Origin of the sequence: Roseomonas acroporae, from assembly GCF_023223525.1 — a bacterium.
GTDB lineage: Bacteria > Pseudomonadota > Alphaproteobacteria > Acetobacterales > Acetobacteraceae > Roseomonas_E > Roseomonas_E acroporae.
In genome coordinates this window covers 26433-46152 of sequence record NZ_JALPRX010000120.1, presented here as the reverse complement: position 1 = coordinate 46152, position 19720 = coordinate 26433, and the positions used below count along the sequence as shown (strand labels likewise).

The window sequence follows — 19720 nt, the reverse complement described above, 5'->3', positions numbered from 1 at the left end:
ACCGCATCAAGATGATCAAGCGCACCATGTATGGCCAGGCAGGCTTCGAACTCCTCCGCGCCCGCGTTCTCCATGCCGCCTGACGCCGCGATGGCAGTACGGGAAATGCGGGAGACCTTTTTTAAAATGTCGCGCTCCATGCGGGCGCGGTCGAGCTCCCGGCGCAGCCGCGCCACCTCGGCCGCCTGATCCGCCGGCAAGGCCATGGCGGGCGCCGTCACCGTAGGGGCAGACCCCGCCACAGGCGCGGCGGCTCGCGACCGCAGCGCCTCGCCGTTCTGCATCGCGCGCCAGTTGCGCGGCATCGAGGGCTGGATCCCCAGCTCGGCTGCCACCCGGGTCAGGGGGCGGCCGCTCGAGCGCAGCAACTCGACCGCCTCGCGCTTGAACTCCGGCGTGAACTCCCGCCGCGTCTTGCTCATCAGACACCTTCCTCACTCCCATGGAGCTTACTCAAGGGTGTCCATCAACTCGAGGGAGGATCATCCGCAAATTCCACCACCCTGACGGACACTACCGTCCCCTTGAGAAGGATCAAGAGAACCCCGATGCGATTATGGCCGGGTGGGAGCGGCTTTCGGAAAGCGGATAGCGCCGGTTCGGCGACCGTAGGAAACAGTTGCAGTCACGCTAGGACGTGACGCTTCCTTCGGAGAGCCCGTCTTGACCTCACGACGTTTGCTGCTGGCCGCCTGCGCTGCCCTGGCGCTTGGTACCGGCTTTGGCGGCCTGGCCAGCTCGGTTGTCCAGGCGGCCGGGCCGGCCATGGTCGAAGACCGCGTTACGCTCCTCGCCACGGTAGAGACGATCGACATGGCCACGCGGACCGTACTGCTGCGCTCCTCGAGCGGTAACCTGTTCACCGTGAAGGCGGGCCCTGAAGTCCGGAACCTGGCGCAGGTCCGCCCCGGGGATCGCGTGACGGTCGATTACTACCAGGCCGTGGCGGTGCAGATGGGCGCGCCGGGCTCGGCACCGCCGCCCACGGCGGACTCCGCGGAATATCGCGCTGCGCTCGGGGAACGACCGGCCGCCGGCGCCTACGAGGCGATGAGCGTGCGCGTCACCGTGGTCAGCATCGATCGCGCCACCTATAGGGTCAGCTTCTTGGACCCTGGCAACAGTCTGCACACGGTGGTGGTGCGCGCAGAACCGATGCGGAATTTCGTGCGGACGCTAAGGCCGGGCGACCAGGTGGATATCCACTACGTCGAGGAGCTCGCCGTCAGCATCGAACCGGCGGCGCGCTGAATCACGCCGAGTTCGCCATGCTCGCTACCGAACGAGAGAACGCTATCGTGCCAGCACAGATCCGCCTCATCGCTGCGTCCTGCGTGGTCGCCCTGCACCTGCTGACCGGCACAGCGGCCTTCGCCGAAGAGGCGGCATCGACGACGGGCACGGCGCCGCAGAATGGCCTGAGCTTCACCGTGACGCCGTATCTCTGGATCGCCGGGATCAGTGGCACCGTGTCGACGCCATTCAGCCGCGTACCCGAGCGTAGCGTGGAGGCTAACTTCGGGGACACACTCTCCAATCTCAGCGGCTTCGCCTTCATGGGTTCGGCCGAGATGCGCTATGGCCGATTCGGCCTACTCGCGGACGTCCTGACACTGACGGTCGAGAGCGACGTCTCAACGCCACGAGACCGGCTCTTCCTGGGCGGCAAGGGCCGCTTCAGCACGACCTCGGGAACGGTGCTGGGGACATGGCGCGCCTGGGAGGACGGCAGCAATGCGCTCGATCTCGGTGCCGGCTTCCGTCCCTGGTCCGTGAACACGCGACTCAGCCTCAACGAGGGCCTTCTCGCTGCCCGGACACTGAAGCCCTCGGCGAGCTGGATCGATCCCGTTCTGGCGCTGCGCTACACGCGCCGGCTGGGCACCAGCTGGAGCGCTTCGGTGTACGGTGACGTCGGTGGCTTCGGTGCCGGATCCGATCTGACCTGGCAGCTGCTCGGCACGATCAACTACCAAGTTTCCGACTCGATCAGCCTGCGTGCCGGCTACCGCCACATGCAGCTGGAGCATCGCAAACAGGGTACGGACGTCGATGTGGGTCTCAGCGGCCCGCTCGTGGCCGTGTCGTTCAGGTTTTAAGGCGACGCCGCGGAGACAAGTTATGCACGTCGTTGCCGCCATTCGCATGGCCGGTCCGGCGCATGCCGGTGGCAGCCAAGTGTCGTCCGGGCCGGCCCCGTCATGCAGGCAACCCGGCGGAAGCCGTCCTCGGCGCAGGCGGATCGCACCGGCCGTCGGAAGGGCGTGGCGTCATACCGTGCTCCAACCGGGCCTGGCGCAGGGTCTCCGAGGGAAGCTGGTGGAACAGCTCGCGATACTCCATGGCGAACCGCGCGAAATGGAAGAAGCCGAGGTCGGCGGCGATCTCCGTGACGGTTCCCTCGCAACGCCGAAGCTTCCGTCGTGCGGCGTTGAGCCGCAGGATGCGCAGGTATCGCTTGGGCGACACCCCATGGACGTGCTGGAAGGCAAGCTGCAGCACGCGCTCGCTCACTGCCGTCAAACCGCACAGTTCGCTGAGCGATGGGGGGTCGTTCAATCGGGCACGCAGCACCTCCTCCGCCAGGCGAACGATGCGGGAGCGCTGCCTGTTCGAAACCAGCCCCTGCCGCGGCTCGATCTGCAAGCCGCCCAGCAGGATCTGCATGACGGCTTCCTCGAGATGGTGGCGTGCAGCCTCGCTGCTGGCGGCGCCATTGGCCAGCACCGCGCGCAGCAGGTCCAGCGCCCTACCACGTTCAGGAACCCCGGCGGTGCCGTGCGGAATACGCCACAGGAGTTCGCTGCCGAGCGTCATGCCGTCGATGCCGAAGAGCGCCCCGAGATGCCGGTCAAGCAGGGTGTGGCTCATCGATACGGCCATGATCTCCATCTCGCCGAGGCTTCGGAAATCCACTTCGTGCCCTTGGCTGCCACCGAAGACGCTGGCATGCGGATCGAGATCCAATCCCTTCCAGCGTGCTCCGCCGCTGGCCGACATTGTCATGGCGATGGAGGCCATGTTGCGCGGCTGTTCGCCCTCCACCATGAGCGGCGCAGACCAGTTCTGCACGACGATCTGCAGGGCGGGAGTCGCCGCCATCCGGATGGAGCCGCTGAAGGCGCCGCCCGCTGCCTGGGTGTAGACCAGGTTCCAGCCCGAGGTCGCCTGTGCCAGGTCATTGAAGTCCTTGAATTCGGCCTCCAGCGCGGGAGCCTCCGGAAATGCGGCCAAGCGATCGCCCTCCATCAGCCAGGCACGATCCGTTTTTTTAGCGGAACTGCCTTGTGATGGGAAGTGATGCGCAACCCGTGGTTTGGCTCCCGGGCGGGCGCTTCGCCATGGGTTCCGACCGGCACTATCCCGAGGAAGGGCCGGTACGCGACGTGGTGGTGGACGGTTTCTGGATCGACCGCCATCCGGTCACCAACCGCGAATTCGCCCGTTTCGTCGCGGCCACGGGCCACGTGACCCTGGCTGAACGGGTGCCGCGCGCCCAAGACTATCCGAGGGCACCGTCGGAGACGCTGGTGTCCGGCTCGATGGTCTTCACCCCACCGACGGCGCCGTGCGAGCCGAGGGACTGGTCCAGCTGGTGGCGCTTCGTGCCAGGCGTGGACTGGCGCCGCCCTCGCGGCCTGAACAGTTGCTGGCAGGAATTGCCGGAGCACCCGGTCGTCCATGTCGCGCATGCCGATGCGGAGGCTTACGCGGCCTGGATCGGCAAGGCCCTGCCCACCGAAGCCGAGTGGGAATTCGCCGCACGGGGCGGGCTGCGGGGCGCTACCTATGCCTGGGGCGAGGAGCTGATGGCCGATGGCGTGCATCGCGCCAACACCTGGCAGGGGCACTTCCCGACCGAGAACACCGCGCTGGATGGTTTTGTCGGAACCTCGCCGGTCACGGCCTTCCCGCCGAACGGCTACGGGCTGCACGACATGATCGGGAACGTCTGGGAATGGACCGCGGACTGGTACCGGGAACGGCATCCGACGCCGGCGAGCGGCGCGTGCTGCGTGCCGCGCAACCCCGTGGGTGGCACGGCGGCGGAAAGTTTGGATTCCGGGTCCGCGTTCCCGCGAAAGGTCCTGAAGGGCGGCTCGCATCTCTGCGCCCCCAACTACTGCCAGCGCTACCGACCTGCGGCGCGGCAGGGACAGGCCATCGACAGCACCACGGGACATATCGGCTTCCGCTGTGTCCAGCGCCCACAGAAGGCATGATGCAATGAGCTCCTCCACGGACCAGATCGAGCCTTCGCTGCCCGGCCGGCGCGACATCCTGGCCGGCGCGGCCGGATTCATGGCGGCGATCGCCGGCCTTTCCGCCATGTCGCCGCGGGCGAGCGCCCAGGCGGCGCCGCGACCGCACATCCTCTACATCCTGGCCGACGACCTCGGATACGCCGATGTCGGCTTCCACGGCTCCGACATCCAGACCCCGAACATCGACGCGCTGGCGCGTGACGGTGCGCGGCTGCGGCAATTCTACGCCCAGCCCATGTGCACGCCGACGCGCGCGGCGCTGATGACGGGCCGCTATCCGCTGCGATACGGGCTGCAGACCGGAGTCATCCCGTCCGGCGCGAGCTACGGGCTGGCAACGGAAGAGTTCCTTCTGCCACAGGCACTCAAGGAGGTGGGCTACAGGACCGCGCTGGTCGGCAAGTGGCATCTCGGCCATGCCCGGCAGGAATTCTGGCCGCGACAGCGCGGGTTCGACCATTTCTACGGCCCACTGGTGGGCGAGATCGACCATTTCAAGCACGAGGCCCATGGTGCGCTCGATTGGTACCGCGACAACGAGCTGCTGCGGGAGGATGGCTACGACACGGAGCTCCTCGGCGCCGAGGCCAGCCGCCTCATCGGTGCGCATGACCCACGGACGCCGCTTTTCCTCTATCTGTCCTTTACCGCGCCGCACACGCCCTTCCAGGCACCGCAGCGCTACATCGATCGCTATGCCGGATTCGCCGATCCCTCGCGACGCCTGTACGCGGCGATGATCACGGCCATGGACGAGCAGATCGGCAAGGTCGTTGAGGCACTGCGGAGCCTCGGCATGCGTGAGAACACCCTGATCGTCTTCCACAGCGACAATGGCGGCACACGCTCCAAGATGTTTGTGGGCGAGGGTGCGTTTACGGGCGATCTACCCGCGAGCAACGAGCCCTTCCGCGACGGCAAGGGCACGCTCTACGAGGGTGGCACGCGCGTTGTCGCCCTGGCGAATTGGCCCGGCCGCATCCGCGCCGGCGAGCTGGGCGGCGTCATGCATGTCGTCGACATGCTGCCGACCTTGGCGCATCTGGCCGGTGCAAGCCTGGAGAAGGCCCGGCCGCTGGACGGGCGGAATGCCTGGGAGGCCCTCTCCAGCCTCGGCGGCATGGCGCGGAACGACGTGGTCTACAACGTGGAACCGACGCAGGGCGCGGTGCGCGAGGGGCCCTGGAAGCTGCACTGGTCTGCCGTGCTGCCTCCGAAGATCGAACTGTACAACCTTGATCGGGACCCCAGCGAGACCAGCGACGTCTCCGAACAGAATCCGGAAATCGTGACTCGCCTGCAGCAGCGTGTGGTGGAACTGGCGCGCTCCATGGCACCGCCTCTGTTCTACGCGGCAGCCTTGCGGGCGACGCTCTCTGCGCCGCTCTCCACGCCCAGCGAAGCGATCTCCCGTCTCGGATCACAAGACGACTGAACACGCCGGGGCGCCGGTCATGCAGTCGGCCGCCCCCGACGGAGCAGTGAGACGGCGCAGGTAGGACCTGACAGGGGGCATCGCATGGCACGCTTCGCAGGACTTGCCGGATCGGGTTCGGGCGTACGCATCCCGGCTGCTGCCCGAGCAAGCCCAGCCCAACAAGGCCGAGGCAGGAGCGGCGCAACCATCGCATGGTCTCAGGCGGCCCCCCGCCGGGCTGCCGTCATAGGAGCGCTCGCCACCCTGCTGCCGGCGTGCGGCTGCCAGAACGACCGCATCGGCCCGGCCGCCATAAGAGGCCAAAATCCGGACGGCACGGTCCGGATGCAGATGGTGAACGTGGCCTTCATCGGCAGCGGGGCCGGTGGCACGGGAAACCTCGAATTCCGTGGCCACAGCTACCCTTTCACGATCGGTGGCCTCGGGGTCGGGGGTGTCGGCGCATCCGCCATCGATGCCACCGGTGAAGTCTACAACCTGCGCGACGTTTCCCGGTTCGCGGGTGAGTACGGTCAGGTGCGGTACGGCTTCGCCCTGGGTCAGATGAGCAACGGCGACCTCTGGCTGCAGAACGCCGCCGGCGTGATCATGCATCTACGGGCCCAGCGCACGGGCCTCATGCTGAGTCTGGGCGGCGATGCGGTCGTCGTCTCCATGCGCTGACGGATCAGGCCAGAGCACCCGGACGTGGCCCGCAAGAAATCGATCTGCCTGCCCTGCAAGGCGGCCGCGCCGTGCGAATCTCCGCCATTCGGAGTGCCGCTGCCAGCGGGGTGGCCGTCGCCTTGTCGACGCCGATACCCGGCGCCTCCCGCCCCCACCGCCTCGTCGGCCGGCATGCATGATCGGCCTCAATGCCCGAGTTCCCGCAAGAGCACGACATGAATCCGCTTTCTCGCCGTTCCACTCTTCTCCTCGGCACGTGCAGTGTCACGGCCTGTGCTTTGCCTGTCCGCGAACCGGCGGTGCCGAGAAGCCTGTCGGACCGCGCCACAGTGCTCGGTCTGCCGAACGAGCGCTTCCTGATCGGTGGCGGCTACGCATCCATAACCCAGGAATACATGGCTGCCCTCGCACGCCGGCGCGCCTTCCTGGGCCTCGCTTCCGACGCTGTGAACCCGCCCCTGGACCTTCTGGCCATCTCGGGTGGCGGCGAGGATGGGGCCTTCGGTGCGGGGCTGCTGAACGGCTGGACAGTGGAGGGTTCGCGTCCGGTCTTCAACCTCGTGACCGGCGTGAGTACGGGCGCGCTGACCGCGCCCTTCGCCTTCATCGGCTCCTCGGCGGATGCCGCGCTGAAGCAGGTCTACACCGGCGTCACCTTCGCCGACGTCGCGACCATGCGCAACTTCACGGCCGTGATCTTCAACGACGCGCTGTCCGACACCGCGCCACTACTGGCCACCATCTCCCGTCAACTGGACGATGCCATGCTGGCGGCCATCGCCCAGGGCTACCGCGAGGGACGTCTGCTGCTCATCGGTACCACCAACCTCGACACCCAACTGCCAGTGATTTGGAACATCGGCGCCATCGCCAACAGCGGTGACCCGCGGGCGGCCGGCGTCATCCGCCGCATCCTGTTGGCCTCAGCGGCCATTCCAGGCTTCTTCCCGCCGGTGCTCTTCGATGTCGAGGTGGACGGACGCAGGTACCAGGAACTGCACGTGGATGGCGGCGCGGTGGCGCAGGCCTTCCTCTATCCGACGGCAGTCGCCGAGCAGCGCCGCGCCCGCCTCCGCGCCGGGCGCCCGGCGCCCCCGGTCCGTGCCTGGCTGATCCGCAACGCGCGCCTGGACGCCAACTGGGCTTCGACCAATCGCCGGACCCTGCCTATTGCCCAGCGCGCGATTTCCACCATGACCGCGGTCAGCGGCTACAACGATGCAGTGCGGATTTGGCTGAATGCGGAGCGTGACGGGATCGATTTCCGCATGGCCTATATCGGAAGTGAGTTCACGATCGCCTACGATCGACCATTTGACCAAACCTACATGACGCCTCTGTTCCAATACGGCTTCGATAAGGCTCGGTTCGGGTATCCCTGGTCACGCCAGCCGCCCTTCACCGCTTAAGTACTACCCGGGCCACCAAATACATCCCACCTTGGGCAAGGCCTCGCATCGCATCATGCTCCTGCAAGCAGGATCGCCGAGACAGCGCATCCCCATGCTCCGTATTTGGTGGCCGGAGTAGTAACTCCGACCAACCAATCATCGCTGGCTCCATTCTGAGGAGGAAGTCTACCGAAATTGGCCCTGAATTCAGGGCTTATCCCGCTTCTCGAGAAAACCGGATTTGACGGCCGGTGGAGAGAGCAAAGAACTGACGTCGCTGGTTGCAAGACAAACGGCTCAACATACCAGTGAAGGAGACATGCTTATGAAATGGATTCTGCCTGTAATCGCTATTACCTACGGGGTACTGGTCTACGCTTCGCCCGCCGGGGCCGTGGTCTGCGCCAAGGGCGTGTATCGTGCCGGCTGCGCCGGACCGAACGGCGCGGTTGTTACTCGACCGCCCTATGTGCCGCCACGCCCACCCGTGGTCTGCGGTGCAGGTCCCTATCGTGCCGGATGTGCCGGACCGCATGGCGCAGTCGTCCGTCGGCGATATTACTGACAAGGCCATCAGTTAGGCATCATATTGTCTATGCGGCGTAGCGGACGGAGGGGGCCTGGAAGAAGGGCCGGACCTTGGCGGGGCGTCGTTGCAAGCGGCGCCTGCAGGCGGTCCACAAGGCGAAGGGCAGCTTCAGACGATCCGGGCAACGATCCGAGATCAGCCGCCGCAGCCGCTGCTCCTGTCGCGGCGAGAGCGCCTTCCGCTCCCCCCCGCCGGCGACCCCGCCGGCCTCCCTCCAGAGCCGCCTCCCCGGAGCGCCGCGCCGCCGCGACCCACTCGCCGACGACGCGGCGGTCGCCTCCAGCTTGAACGCCTCCGGAAAGAACCGGCGCTTTCCGCTACCCTCTGCCATTCGTACCTCCAGGCCCTTCAGCCTATCAAAGGTGTCCGTAGCAGCGGGGCAGGGCCAGTCCCGACCGGCTGGAGGCCGAGTGGTGGCGTGAGCCGGCGACCCGGCCCGGCCGCGACTACTACCGGGTGGCGCTGGCCGCCGGCGCGCGGCTGTGGATCGGACGGGCGGGACCGATCCGTCCCGACCGGCCCACACGCTGGTCCTGCACGGCTACCTGCCGTGACGTCGCCCGGCGGCGTCTGCCCTATCGCGGGTCCCAGTCGGGTGTCGCCAGCAGGGCCAGCAGCCGCGCCACCCGGACGTGCTCCGCCCCCGGCTCGCTCTCCGACCACAGCATGTTCAGCGTGCCGACACAGTGACCGGCCACCATGATCGGCAGGTTGACGACGCTGCGCAGCCCGAGGCCGAGGATCACCTCGTGATCCGCGAAGTGCGCCCGGATGTCCGCCTCGCCTCGCCCTTCGAAGCGGCGCCCCTCCAGCAGCACCTGGCGGCCCCAGGCGGTGTCGCGCTTCGGCTTGCGCCCGCCCACCGGATACTCGCCGGGGCGGGAGCTGAAGATGCGCTGCACCGTCATGGCGTCGCGATCGAACACCATGGCGGTGAGGAGCCGGTGCCCGGTCAGCGCCTGCCCCAGCCGGTCGGCGGCGCGGATGCGTGGCAGCGGCCCCGCCTCGCGCGCTGCCGCCTCGAACCCGTCGATCAGGCAGGGCAGCAGGTCAGGCATCGGTCTTGTCGATGCCGAGGTCCTGGATGACCCGGTGCCACTTCGCCGCATCCGCCCGCAGCCTGGCCGCGAACGCGTCCGGCGTCTCGTTCGCCACCTCGACGCCGATCGCGGCCATCCGGTCGCGCACCTCCGGCAGCAGCAGCGCCTTGTTGATCTCGCCGTTGAGCCGGCCCACCAGCGCGGGTGGCATGCCCTTCGGCCCCAGCGCGCCGTACCAGACCGCCATCTCGAAGCCCGGCAGTGCTTCGCCCACCGTCGGCACGTCGGGCAGCAGGGCGGATCGCCGGCCCTCCGTGACGGCCAGCAGCTTCAGCCGCCCGTTGCGCACATGCTCCAGCGTCTGCGTGCCGGCGGAGAAGAAGAGCTGCGTCTGCCCCGCGACCGTGTCCAGCGTCGCCGGCGCGCCGCCGCGATAGGGCACATGCATCATGTCCAGCCCCGCCATCTGCGCGAACATGGCGGCGCAGAGATGGTTCGTCGAACCCAGCCCGGCCGAGGCGTAGGCGATCCTGCCCGGATTGGCCTTCGCGTAGGCGATGAACTCCGGCACCGTGTTCGCGGGCACGGAGGGATGCATCACCATCGTGTTCAGCACGAAGGCCAGCAGCGCGATGGGCGTGAAGTCCTCGGCGCCGTTGAACGGCATGTTGCGGAACAGCGCGTCGTTCATCGCATGCGTGCTCATCGTGGCGAAGAGCAGGGTCTGCCCGTCCGGCGCCGAGCGGGCGACATAGGCCGAGCCGATGTTGCCCGAGGCGCCGGAGCGGTTCTCCACCACGAAGGGCTGGCCCAGGGAGACCCGCAGCGGCTCCGCCAGCGCCCGCGCCAGGATGTCGGTCGAGCCGCCCGGCGCCCAGGGCACGATGACGCTCACCGGCCGGTTCGGATAGCCGCCCGGATAGCCGCCCTGGGCCCGCGCCGCGCGCGGCAGGCCGCCCGCCGCGGGAGAACCGAGAAGGAGGAGAGCCGCGCGGCGCGACACGATCGTTCTGCTCATGGCTTCGGAGTCCTGCGAGATACGGCTCGCTCAGTGGGTTCGTCCGTGTCGGCATGTCCGTCCGCGTGTTGGCCCCGCGGTTCGGGGGTGTCGTCCCAGCCGATCCCCTCGCTCTCGATGGCGAGCTGGACGGATCGGAGATGGGTGCGCATCGCCCGCTGCGCCGCGGCGGCATCCCGCGCGACGATGGCGGCGGCGATCGCCGCATGCTCCAGCGCGGAGGCCTGGCGCATCGCGGCGGTGGTGATGACGGCACGCAGCCGGCCCCAGTTGGTCTGGGCGCGGCTTGCCTCGATCGCGTCGAAGGCGGCGAGCAGCGGCGGGTTGTGGCAGGCGCGGGCGATGGCGCCGTGGAAGGCCCCGTCCCAGCGGCCCCAGTTCTCCGGGTCGCGCGTCTCGGCCCCGCGCCGGGCGGCGTGCCGGATCGCCTCGACATCGGCCGTCGTCACCTTGATGGCAGCCAGCGCCGCGAGGGCCGGCTCCAGCGTCAGCCGCGCCTCCATCACCGCCAGGGGATGGCTGGCCTGCTGCCCGCCCCCCGTTCGCGGCGTCGGGTGGGTGACGGCCGGCTTCGGCCCGAGGAAGGTACCCTGCCCCACGCCGCGCCAGAGGCGGCCCTGCAGCTCCATTTCGCCCAGCACCTCGCGCAGCGCGCGACGGCTGATGCCGAGCAGGGTGGTCAACTGCCGCTCCGGGAGCAGCCGGTCGCCGGTCTTGAACCCCGCCGCGCTCAGATGGGCCTCCAGCCGGCCGGCGGCGTTGGTGCGGGCGAACATGGGACCATTGTTAGATCGGTTGCCGTTGACCGACAAGGCTGCTTCCCCTTCTACCTCTATTTCTATTGGCCTAGGGTGGCCTCAGAGGCAGCAGAATGGAACCAATCCTGATTGGTTCCAAACACACGGAGCGCAGCATGTTCACCACCCGGCCGGAGATCCGCGGCACCTTCGGCGCGGTGGCAACCACGCACTGGCTCGCCAGCGCCGTCGGCATGTCCGTGCTGGAGCGCGGCGGCAACGCCTTCGACGCCGCCATCGCCGCCGGCTTCGTGCTGCAGATCGTGGAGCCGCACCTGAACGGCCCGGGCGGCGAGGTGCCCATCATCCTCAAGCGGCACGACGCGCCGGAGCCGCAGGTCATCTGCGGCCAGGGGCCCTTTCCCATGGCGGCCACGGCCGAGGCCTTCGCCGCGCTGGGCCTCGCGCAGGTGCCGGGCACCGGCCTGCTTCCCGCCGTCGTCCCCGGCGCCTTCGACGCGTGGATGCTGCTGCTGCGCGACCACGGCACCTGGAGCCTGCGGGCCGTGCTGGAGGCCGCCATCGGCTACGCGGAGGACGGCTTCCCCGTCCTGCCCCGCGTCTCGTCCTCCATCCTGCCGGCCCGCGAATTCTTCCCGGCCGAATGGCCCAGCTCGGCCGAGGTCTGGCTGCCCGGCGGCGAGGTCCCCCGCCCCCGCAGCCGCTTCCGTACCCCCGGCATCGCCGCCACCTATCGCCGCCTCCTGCGCGAGGCCGAGGCCGCCGGCGCCGACCGCGAGCGCCAGATCGCCGCCGCCCGCGACGCCTTCTACCGAGGCTTCGTGGCCGAGGCGGTGGATCGCTTCTACCGCGGCGCCGCGCTGATGGATTCGAGCGGCCGCCGCCATGCCGGCCTGCTGCGCGGCGACGACTTCGCCCGCTACGAGGCGCGGGTGGAGCGCACGGTGTCGCGCGACCATGCCGGCGTGACCGTCCACAAGACCGGGCCCTGGGGCCAGGGCCCCGTCCTGCTCCAGACGCTCGGTCTGCTGGAGGGCATGGACATCGCCGGCATGGACCCGGCCGGCGAGCGCTTCGTGCACACGCTGGTGGAGTGCATGAAGCTCTCCTACGCCGACCGCGAGGTGTTCTACGGCGATCCGGACGCGTCCGACATCCCGCTCGCCACCCTGCTTTCCGACGGCTACGCCGACCGCCGCCGCGCCCTGGTGGGCGAGACGGCCTCGATGGACCTCGTCCCCGGCGACCTGCCCGGCGCGGCGGCGGCGATGCGCCGCATCCTCGCCATGGCCGGCGCCGAGACGCCCGTCGGCATCGGCTTCGGCGAACCCACCTTCGCCCCCCTGCCGGTGGAATGGGGCGACACGGTCCATCTCGACGTGGTCGACCGCTGGGGCAACATGGTGTCCGCCACGCCGTCCGGCGGCTGGCTGCAATCCTCCCCTGCCGTGCCGGGCCTCGGCTTCTCCATCTCCACGCGCGGGCAGATGAGCTGGCTGAATGCCGGCCTGCCCAGCGACCTGCGGCCGGGCACGCGTCCCCGCACCACCCTGACCCCGACCCTGGTGACGCGCGACGGCGAGGCGATCCTCGCCCTGGGCACGCCGGGCGGCGACCAGCAGGACCAGTGGACTCTCGCCGTCCTGCTGCGCCGGCTGCACCACGGGCTGGACCTGCAGGCCGCGATCGACCTGCCGCTCTTCACCAGCAAGCACTTCCCGCAATCCTTCTATCCCCGCAGCTTCGAGGCGGGGCGGCTGCTCGTGGAGGACCGGCTGGGGCCGGACGCCATCGCCGCGCTGGAGCGCCGCGGGCACCGCGTCAAGGTGGAGAGCGGCTGGTCGCTCGGCCGCGTCTGCGCCGTGGGCCGGGAGGACGGCTTCGTCATCGCCGCCGCCACGCCGCGGCTGATGCAGGCCTACGCCATCGGGCGTTGAAGTGGGACCGTAGCGGCAGCGGCCCGTCCGTCCGCCTTCCCCACGGCGACGCGGAAACGTGTCGCCCATACGCCGCGCAGGCCGGGGTGATCCGTGTCCAGGGAAGCCGCGATGGATGGCGACGTGGTGCGGCCATGACGAGCACCGGGGCAGGATCGGTGGATCCTCGTCATCCGCCCGTCGCCATGCCACTCGCTCCACCCGCCATGCGCGGATCCGGCCGGCCCGGATTCACCTGAAAGCGCGGCTGCGCTGCATGCGGGTCGCCGCCTGCGCCGCATCGCGCCGCGACCCCGGCTCCGGTCGGCGCACCTCGTCCGCCCGCGCCAGCAGCCGCGCCCAGCCTTCGGCGGTGCCGTCCACCGCGCCGAGCTGCTCCAGCAACTCGGTACGGTCGATCAGCCGACGGCAGATCAGGTGCAGGATCGGCACCTCGGCGTGCCGGTCCTCGCGTTCCACCCGCCCCTCGGCGATCAGCAGCCGCGCCCCGACCAGCGCCGCCCGGTCGCGCCGGCCGATATCGGCGTAGACCACGAGGTTGGCGTCGCCGTGTTCGTCCTCGACGGTGACGAACACGATCCCCTTGGTGGCACTTCAGCCAGGCGGAGGCGTAGGCGAGCTGCGAAGGAGGCGGCGTGGCTCTCCGGGAACGGCTCCAGAGCATTTTCAAGCTGAGCGTACTCGCTCAGCGGCTCGGAAAATGCGCCGGATCAAAGGCTGGAGCCGTTCCGGCCTGATACAGTCAGGCTGGATCGGCTCTAGTAGTGGGACGGGTCGCCCTCGAACCGCATCTCGTCCGGGCGCCCCTGTAATTCGGCGTTCCGCATCAGGCCGCCGACCAGCACCGCGAGACCGGCGCACAGGGCTGGCACGGCGCCAGCCAGGAAGATCTGCTGCAGGGACCAGCCCAGGGACAGGACGACGCCGCCGAGAACCGGGCCGACGATCGAGCCGATACGCCCCACCGCGAGCGCCCAGCCGACTCCGGTCGAGCGGATGGCGGTCGGATAGAAGCCCGCTACCAGCGCGTTGAGTCCGGCCTGCGCGCCCTGCACGACGACGCCGAGCAGCAGCGCGACGGCCTGCAGCAGCACCGCGCTCGGCGGCAGCATGCCGAGCGAGCCGATGAGCAGCATCGACAGGGTGAACTGCACGGCGAGGCAGCGCCGCGCGCCCACCGCCTGCATCGTCACGCCCTGGAGAAGGGAGCCGATCACCCCGCCCGCGCTGAACAGCGAGATCGCCATGATGCCGGTCGAGAGCGGCATGCCCGCCTGCCGGATCACCGCCGGCAGCCAGCTCACGATGAAGTAGATGATGATGAGGTTCATGAAGTAGGAGGTCCAGAGCAGCAGCGTGCCGCTCGCGCGTCCCTCGGTGAAGAGATGGCGGACCGACATCCCCTTGGGCGCCGGCGTGCCGGGCACGAAGCGGATGCCGTCGAGCGTGGCGGGGTCCGGCACGATGCGCGCCAGCAGTGCGCGGACATCCGACTGGCCGGTCCGCCGCGTGACCAGGAAGCGGGCCGATTCCGGCATCCGCAACGCCAGGACCAGGGCGAGCGCCACGGGCAGCACGCCGCCCGCGACGAAGACCGCCTGCCAGCCCCAGACGGGCAGCAGCGCCGCCGCCACCAGCCCGCCGATCCCCGCGCCCAGCGGCATGCCGGTGAAGAGCAGGGAGACGAAGATGGCCTGCATCCGCTTCGGCGCGTACTCCGCCGTGATGGCGACGACGTTGGTCAGCGCGCCGCCGAGCCCGATGCCGGTCAGGAAGCGCAGGACCACCAGCATGTCGAACGAGGTAACGTAGGCGGAGAGGAAGGACATGATGCCGAAGGCGAAGGTCGAGCCGGTCAGCACCCACTTGCGCCCGATCCGGTCGGCGAGCGGCCCGAGGACCGCCGCGCCGGCCATGAGGCCGAGCAGGCCCGCGACGAAGACCGGCGCAAAGCCGGACAGCGGATGGCCGAGCGATTCGGAGATCGCCGGCGCGAGGAAGCCGATGCACTGCGTATCGAACCCATCGAGCACGGCGACGCAGCCGCACATGACGATAATGCCGATCTGGAACCGGCTCATCGGATTCTCGTCGACGATGTCGCCGACCATCCTCGTACGCTGGGCTGCCATCACGGGGACCTTCCTCTTGGCTTGATTCTTTTCGAGTACTGTCGCGGCGTCGCTACGCCGCGGCCGCGGTCTCGCGGGCCTGCTCCGGCCGCACCAGGAGCACCTGATTAGGCCGGGAGGCAGGCCACGTGCCGTCGACCAGCGCCTCGACCTTCGCTGCCACCGCCGCCGCCTCGGCGAGCGGGATCGTCGCTGCCACGTAACGGTCTGGTCGCAGCAGCACGGCCTGGTCGGGCGGGAGCTGGCCGGCGAGCAGCGGCGTGACCTCGTGGACGGCGACGAACGAACCGTCCGGCGCCTCGCCGCCGGTCGTTCCCTCCGGCAGCAGCGCGACGCGCCGGGCGCCGAGCGCCGCCCACACCGGCTGGTCTAGCCGCGCGAAGGCGCTCTGCGGATCGGCCGTGCGCACGAGGAGCGCGAAGCCCGGCCCGAGCGCCTCGTCCAGCAGCATCCGCGTGCCGTCGGGCCCCGCCACCTCCGGCTGCGACAGCAGCCGCCCGACCAGCCCGCGCGAGCCGCCGCCGACCAGGAACCCGCTCGCGAAATAGGGCGACGGCTTGTACTTCATCTGCGCCACGTAGTCGCGCGCGGCCGGCCAGACGTTGAGCGCGTGGAAGAAGGCGCGCGTGGCCAGGCCGTGCAGCACGCCGCGCGGCGCCATCACCCGCCCCATCCGCAGGGCGAGCTGGATCATCTGCCACAGATGATCCTTGCGCTCCTGCTGGTAGGTGGCGAGCAGGCTGCTCCCCAGCTGGCCGCGCAGCACGGCGGCCAGCTTCCAGGCGAGGTTCTGCGCGTCGCGCAGCCCGCTGTTCATGCCCTGGCCGGCGAAGGGAGGGGTGAGATGGGCGGCGTCGCCCGCCAGGAAGACGCGGCCGGAGGACCATTCCGGCGCGGAGCGGGCGTGGAAGCGGTACACGACCTTGCGCCGCAGCGTGGCCGCGGGATCGGCGCCATGGGTCGCCAGCAGCCTGGCGACCATCGCGGGGTCGAGCAGTTCGGCGTCCGTCTCGCCGGGCAGGAGCTTGAACTCGTAGCGGCGCGTGTCGTCGGGGCCTGGCAGCGTGATGCAGGGGCGGCGGCGGTCGCAGAACACCTCGGTGTGCTTCGTGGTGTTGCGGTTGCCTTCCAGGTCGAGGATCAACCAGCGTTCCTCGAAAGTCGTCCCTGCTAGCTGGATGCCGAGCCCTTCCCGCACCCGGCTCGACGCGCCGTCGCAGCCCACGAGGTAGTCGCAGGTGACGCTGCGGCGCTGCCCATCGGGCCCCTTCAGGCGCAGCGTGACGCGCTCGGCATCCTGGCCATGGTCGATCAGGTCCCAGCCGTAGAAGGTCTCGACGTGCGGGAAGCGGGCCAGCGCATCCCGAAGCTGCTGCTCCAGGATGGGCTGGCGGAAAGCGTTGCGCCGGGGATAGCCGTAGGGCCGGCCTGTCGGCTCGACCTTCGCGAAGGGCTTGCGACTGGGTCCGTAGTAGATCGAGCCGTAGCCGGCCACGACGTGGTGCAGTACCGCCTCCACCACGCCGACGTTCTGCAGGGTCCGCAGCGACTCGTCGTCGATGGAGACCGCGCGCGGCTCCTGCACCGTCAGCCGGTTGCGCTCGACGATGGCGGTGCCGACGCCGTGGATGCCGAGCAGGTTGGTCAGGGTGAGGCCGATCGGCCCGCTCCCGATCACCACGACCGGATAATGCAGAGGCTTTTCCATGTCCGATTCCCCGCTGCCGTTCTTCTCGTTGCGTACGCCGGAGGCCGACGTCACTCGTCGGCGATGATGTTGACCAGGAGGCCGACGCGGTCGATCTCGACCTCCACCGTGTCGCCGGGCTTCATCCACAGGGGTGGCTGGCGCTTGGCGCCGACGCCGCCCGGCGTGCCGCTGGCGATCACGTCGCCCGGCTCGAGGCGGGTGAAGGCCGAGCAGTACTCGATCTGCCGCGGTACATCGAAGATCATGTCGGCGATCCGCGCCTCCTGCACCACCACGCCGTTCAGGCGCGTCTGCAGCAGCAGCGGGGCAAGTTCGCCGACCTCGTCGGGCGTCACCATCCAGGGCCCGAACGCCCCGGTGCACGGAAAATTCTTGCCCGGCGTGAACTGGTGCGTATGGCGCTGCCAGTCGCGCACGCTGCCGTCGTTGTAGCATGCGTAGCCGGCGACGTGGCCGAGTGCGTCGGCGCGCGCGATGTAGCGGCCGGGCCTGCCGATGATCACGGCCAGCTCGCCCTCGTAGTCGAGATCAGCCGAGACCTTCGGCCGCAGGATCGGCTGGCGGTGGCCGGTCTGGCTGTTGGCGTAGCGGGCGAAGATGGTGGGGTGCCCCACCTCGGCGCGACCGGTCTCCTTCCGGTGGGTCTCGTAGTTGAGGCCGACGCAGAGGATCTTGTCCGGGTTGGGGATCACTGGCAGCCATTCCAGCGCATCAAGCGGAAGGGCGGGCGCCGCTTCCGCGTGGGCGGGCAGTCCGTCGAACGCGTCCTGCGCGATGACGCTTTTGAGGTCCGGCAGGCGGTCGCCCAGCACGGCGCCGAGGTCGCGGAAGGTGTCGCCGATGACGAGGCCCCAGCTGGGCGCGCCGGCGATACGAACTGTAGCGAGTTTCATGCTCTTCTCCGGGAAAAGGGAGCGGCGCCGCCGGGCTCTGCCGTGCCCGTCCGCGCGCGGGCGGACCGGCGGGCCTGCACGGCGCGGTGCGGGACCGCCCCCGCGGCCCCGCGCGTCGCGCCCCCTCGGCATTCGCGTCTGTGCGGGGCGGCTTCAGTCGCGGTGGATCGCGCGCCCCCACATGTTCAGCGTGTAGTCCTCCGCCGGCCAGGTGTGGCTCGGGCGGTCATGGACGACCTCCAGCTCGGCGCTGATCTCGATCCAGTTCCGGTCCGGATCCTCGATGAAGATGAAGAGGTTGTTGCCAGGCCCATGGCGCCCCGGCCCCCACACGATCGGCGTGCGGCGCCGGCCCATGCGGTCGCACCAGTCCTTGATGACGTTCCAGTCGCCGGCCTCGAAGCTGAAGTGGTCGATGCCCTGGCGGCTGCGGCGGAAACAGGCCAGCGTATGGTGCTCGTGGTTGGAGCGTGTCCACACGGCCAGGGTGCGGCCGTCCTCGGCCCGCGCGTAGTCGCTCGTCCGGAAGCCGAGCTTGCCGACGTAGAAGGCCTCGATGGCATCCGGGTCCTGCGAGGCGAGCGTCAGGTGCTGCAGCGGGCCGCGGATGCCCTCGCGCGCCGGCTCCTGCGTGGCGAGGCCGAAGACGACGAGATTGTCGTCGCAATCGCGCACGGCGAAGGCGCCGGGCCGGAAGTAGGGAGACGGCGACGGGAGCAGGTGGAGCCCGCTGGTGGCCGCCTTCTGCCTGATCGCCTCCAGCCCCTGCTCGTCGCGGCAGCCAAAGGCGGCGTAGCCGAGGCGGCGGCTCTCGCCCTTGACGAACAGCAGGCGGCGCAGCGGCCCCTCGCAGATGTAGGTGCTACCCTCCTGCCGGACCGCCATGTTCATGGCGTCGGCATAGAATTCGGCCATTCGGGCCGGATCGGCGCTCTCCAGCGCCATGTGATGCAGGAACGCACCAGCTTGAATGGCGGCAGTCATGGGTATCCCCTCCCGTTGCTGCCGGGAGACTGGATTCAAGCAAAACTCAATTCAACATAATTCGCATTATACGCGAAAAATTTCTCTGTCCTCAGGATAAGTTCCTGAAATACGCGACTTTGGTCAATCTTCGGCCAGACGCACTTCCACCTCCCGCGCCGCCGCCATGAGGAGCGGCCCAAGGCGCGGCGCGGTATCCTGTTCGGATTTCGGGATCACGTAGCTCAGGCTGCCGAGCAGGCGCTTCTGGTCCTCCAGCAGCGGCGCGGCGATACCGATCCGCTCCGGATCGATCTCCCAATAGGTGATCACGTAGCCCCTGCGGCGCATCTCGGTGAGGGCCTTGCGGAATTCGTCCCAGCCTTCGCCGAGGCCGGCGTCCCGGATCTCGCCAGCATGGGCCGCGTGCAGGCGCCTGAGGTCCCGCGTCGGCAGATAGGGCAGCATGATCTTGGAGGTGGCCCCGCGGAAGAGCGGCATCGGCCTGCCTCGCGCGTAGCTCACCTCTGCTGTCGGATACGTGCCGTCGACGAGCTGATCGATGCACAGCACCGTATCCTCGAACATCCGGGATAGCAGGATCACCGAGTGGGAAGGTGCGTAGCGGAGGATGTCGGCCATCACGGGGCGGGCGGCTACCAGCAGGGGGTCGGTTAACTGGATCTGCCGGTCGTACTGGATGATGGCGGGACCAAGCACGTAGCTGCCACCGCGCGCGGGCGTCAGCAGGCCGGCCTCGACCAGGATGGCCACGTAGCGATAGGCGCTGCTGACCGACACCTCGAGCGCCTCGGCGACCTTCTCGGCCGTCCAGACCGGTCGATCGATGGTGAACAGCTTCAATACGCTGATGGTGCGGTCATGCCCCGCCATTGTGAGCCATCCTCCGAATCGCCTG

At 69.2% G+C, this 19720-nt stretch carries 18 protein-coding genes; 7 read left to right on the top strand and 11 right to left on the bottom strand.

The genetic code is table 11. From position 1 onward, the window contains the following. On the bottom strand, window positions 1–422 hold a 422-nt coding region (locus M0638_RS23835), incomplete at its 3' end, for a transposase (RefSeq protein WP_248669457.1). Window positions 423–663: 241 nt separating this feature from the next. Between M0638_RS23835 and M0638_RS23830 the strand changes: the two genes are divergently transcribed. Together M0638_RS23830 and M0638_RS23825 are read left to right on the top strand one after the other, a co-directional pair. Continuing rightward, window positions 664–1251, top strand: coding sequence for a hypothetical protein (locus M0638_RS23830; RefSeq protein WP_248669456.1), 588 nt, complete (start codon window positions 664–666; stop codon window positions 1249–1251). 17 nt (window positions 1252–1268) lie between these two features. Next, a complete protein-coding gene (locus M0638_RS23825) occupies window positions 1269–2099 on the top strand; it encodes a porin family protein (protein ID WP_248669455.1) in 831 nt (276 codons plus the stop codon). 100 nt (window positions 2100–2199) lie between these two features. On the opposite strand, the gene M0638_RS23820 is transcribed toward M0638_RS23825, so the two are convergent. Next, window positions 2200–3249 carry an AraC family transcriptional regulator gene (locus tag M0638_RS23820; protein ID WP_248669454.1) on the bottom strand — a complete coding sequence of 350 codons (1050 nt, stop codon included), beginning with the start codon at window positions 3247–3249 and terminating at the stop codon, window positions 2200–2202. Between the two features lie 41 nt (window positions 3250–3290). Between M0638_RS23820 and M0638_RS23815 the strand changes: the two genes are divergently transcribed. The 4 genes from M0638_RS23815 to M0638_RS23800 all read left to right on the top strand — a co-directional run bounded on the left by M0638_RS23815 (window position 3291) and on the right by M0638_RS23800 (window position 7778). Continuing rightward, window positions 3291–4223 (top strand): formylglycine-generating enzyme family protein, encoded by a 933-nt coding sequence (locus M0638_RS23815; protein WP_282572257.1) that lies wholly within the window; start codon window positions 3291–3293, stop codon window positions 4221–4223. A gap of 4 nt (window positions 4224–4227) precedes the next feature. Continuing rightward, window positions 4228–5700, top strand: coding sequence for an arylsulfatase B (locus tag M0638_RS23810; RefSeq protein ID WP_248669452.1), 1473 nt, complete (start codon window positions 4228–4230; stop codon window positions 5698–5700). Window positions 5701–5784: 84 nt separating this feature from the next. Beyond that, the gene (locus M0638_RS23805; protein ID WP_248669451.1) at window positions 5785–6366 is read left to right on the top strand and encodes a hypothetical protein; all 582 of its coding nucleotides are present in this window, start codon (window positions 5785–5787) and stop codon (window positions 6364–6366) included. A gap of 191 nt (window positions 6367–6557) precedes the next feature. Further along, a complete protein-coding gene (locus M0638_RS23800) occupies window positions 6558–7778 on the top strand; it encodes a patatin-like phospholipase family protein (protein ID WP_248669450.1) in 1221 nt (406 codons plus the stop codon). Window positions 7779–8924: 1146 nt separating this feature from the next. Here M0638_RS23800 and M0638_RS23795 read toward each other — a convergent pair. From M0638_RS23795 to M0638_RS23785, 3 genes are read right to left on the bottom strand one after another with little or no spacing between them, the layout of a single operon-like run. Beyond that, a complete protein-coding gene (locus M0638_RS23795; RefSeq protein WP_248669449.1) occupies window positions 8925–9407 on the bottom strand; it encodes a GAF domain-containing protein in 483 nt (160 codons plus the stop codon). Next, window positions 9400–10407 (bottom strand): Bug family tripartite tricarboxylate transporter substrate binding protein, encoded by a 1008-nt coding sequence (locus M0638_RS23790; protein WP_248669448.1) that lies wholly within the window; start codon window positions 10405–10407, stop codon window positions 9400–9402. Before M0638_RS23790 ends, M0638_RS23795 begins: the two co-directional genes overlap by 8 nt. After that, window positions 10404–11183: a FadR/GntR family transcriptional regulator gene (locus M0638_RS23785; protein WP_248669447.1), complete on the bottom strand. Its 780-nt coding sequence runs from the start codon at window positions 11181–11183 to the stop codon at window positions 10404–10406. Before M0638_RS23785 ends, M0638_RS23790 begins: the two co-directional genes overlap by 4 nt. Window positions 11184–11320: 137 nt before the next feature. Here M0638_RS23785 and M0638_RS23780 point away from each other — a divergent pair, with 137 nt between their 5' ends. Then, window positions 11321–13102 (top strand): gamma-glutamyltransferase family protein, encoded by a 1782-nt coding sequence (locus tag M0638_RS23780; RefSeq protein ID WP_248669446.1) that lies wholly within the window; start codon window positions 11321–11323, stop codon window positions 13100–13102. Window positions 13103–13333: 231 nt separating this feature from the next. Here the strand turns inward: M0638_RS23780 and M0638_RS23775 are convergent, their stop codons facing one another. The 6 genes from M0638_RS23775 to M0638_RS23750 form a co-directional block, all read right to left on the bottom strand. Continuing rightward, window positions 13334–13678: a hypothetical protein gene (locus M0638_RS23775; protein ID WP_248669445.1), complete on the bottom strand. Its 345-nt coding sequence runs from the start codon at window positions 13676–13678 to the stop codon at window positions 13334–13336. A gap of 182 nt (window positions 13679–13860) precedes the next feature. Beyond that, window positions 13861–15234 (bottom strand): MFS transporter, encoded by a 1374-nt coding sequence (locus M0638_RS23770; RefSeq protein ID WP_248669444.1) that lies wholly within the window; start codon window positions 15232–15234, stop codon window positions 13861–13863. A gap of 52 nt (window positions 15235–15286) precedes the next feature. After that, window positions 15287–16942, bottom strand: coding sequence for a bifunctional 3-(3-hydroxy-phenyl)propionate/3-hydroxycinnamic acid hydroxylase (locus tag M0638_RS23765; RefSeq protein ID WP_248669443.1), 1656 nt, complete (start codon window positions 16940–16942; stop codon window positions 15287–15289). Window positions 16943–16992: 50 nt separating this feature from the next. Next, window positions 16993–17838, bottom strand: coding sequence for a fumarylacetoacetate hydrolase family protein (locus tag M0638_RS23760; protein ID WP_248669442.1), 846 nt, complete (start codon window positions 17836–17838; stop codon window positions 16993–16995). A gap of 153 nt (window positions 17839–17991) precedes the next feature. Then, window positions 17992–18822, bottom strand: a complete 831-nt coding sequence (locus M0638_RS23755; RefSeq protein WP_248669441.1) for a VOC family protein — start codon at window positions 18820–18822, stop codon at window positions 17992–17994. A gap of 123 nt (window positions 18823–18945) precedes the next feature. Further along, entirely contained in the window at window positions 18946–19695 is a 750-nt protein-coding gene (locus tag M0638_RS23750) for an IclR family transcriptional regulator (protein WP_248669440.1), read from the bottom strand. Window positions 19696–19720 lie beyond the last annotated feature (25 nt).

Coding starts and splice junctions, on each gene's coding strand:
- M0638_RS23825 (WP_248669455.1), top strand. CDS start 1,269: ATGCTCGCTACCGAACGAGAGAACGCTATCGTGCCAGCACAGATCCGC.
- M0638_RS23820 (WP_248669454.1), bottom strand. CDS start 3,249: ATGGAGGGCGATCGCTTGGCCGCATTTCCGGAGGCTCCCGCGCTGGAG.
- M0638_RS23815 (WP_282572257.1), top strand. CDS start 3,291: ATGGGAAGTGATGCGCAACCCGTGGTTTGGCTCCCGGGCGGGCGCTTC.
- M0638_RS23810 (WP_248669452.1), top strand. CDS start 4,228: ATGAGCTCCTCCACGGACCAGATCGAGCCTTCGCTGCCCGGCCGGCGC.
- M0638_RS23805 (WP_248669451.1), top strand. CDS start 5,785: ATGGCACGCTTCGCAGGACTTGCCGGATCGGGTTCGGGCGTACGCATC.
- M0638_RS23800 (WP_248669450.1), top strand. CDS start 6,558: ATGCCCGAGTTCCCGCAAGAGCACGACATGAATCCGCTTTCTCGCCGT.
- M0638_RS23795 (WP_248669449.1), bottom strand. CDS start 9,407: ATGCCTGACCTGCTGCCCTGCCTGATCGACGGGTTCGAGGCGGCAGCG.
- M0638_RS23790 (WP_248669448.1), bottom strand. CDS start 10,407: ATGAGCAGAACGATCGTGTCGCGCCGCGCGGCTCTCCTCCTTCTCGGT.
- M0638_RS23785 (WP_248669447.1), bottom strand. CDS start 11,183: ATGTTCGCCCGCACCAACGCCGCCGGCCGGCTGGAGGCCCATCTGAGC.
- M0638_RS23780 (WP_248669446.1), top strand. CDS start 11,321: ATGTTCACCACCCGGCCGGAGATCCGCGGCACCTTCGGCGCGGTGGCA.
- M0638_RS23770 (WP_248669444.1), bottom strand. CDS start 15,234: ATGGCAGCCCAGCGTACGAGGATGGTCGGCGACATCGTCGACGAGAAT.
- M0638_RS23765 (WP_248669443.1), bottom strand. CDS start 16,942: ATGGAAAAGCCTCTGCATTATCCGGTCGTGGTGATCGGGAGCGGGCCG.
- M0638_RS23760 (WP_248669442.1), bottom strand. CDS start 17,838: ATGAAACTCGCTACAGTTCGTATCGCCGGCGCGCCCAGCTGGGGCCTC.
- M0638_RS23755 (WP_248669441.1), bottom strand. CDS start 18,822: ATGACTGCCGCCATTCAAGCTGGTGCGTTCCTGCATCACATGGCGCTG.
- M0638_RS23750 (WP_248669440.1), bottom strand. CDS start 19,695: ATGGCGGGGCATGACCGCACCATCAGCGTATTGAAGCTGTTCACCATC.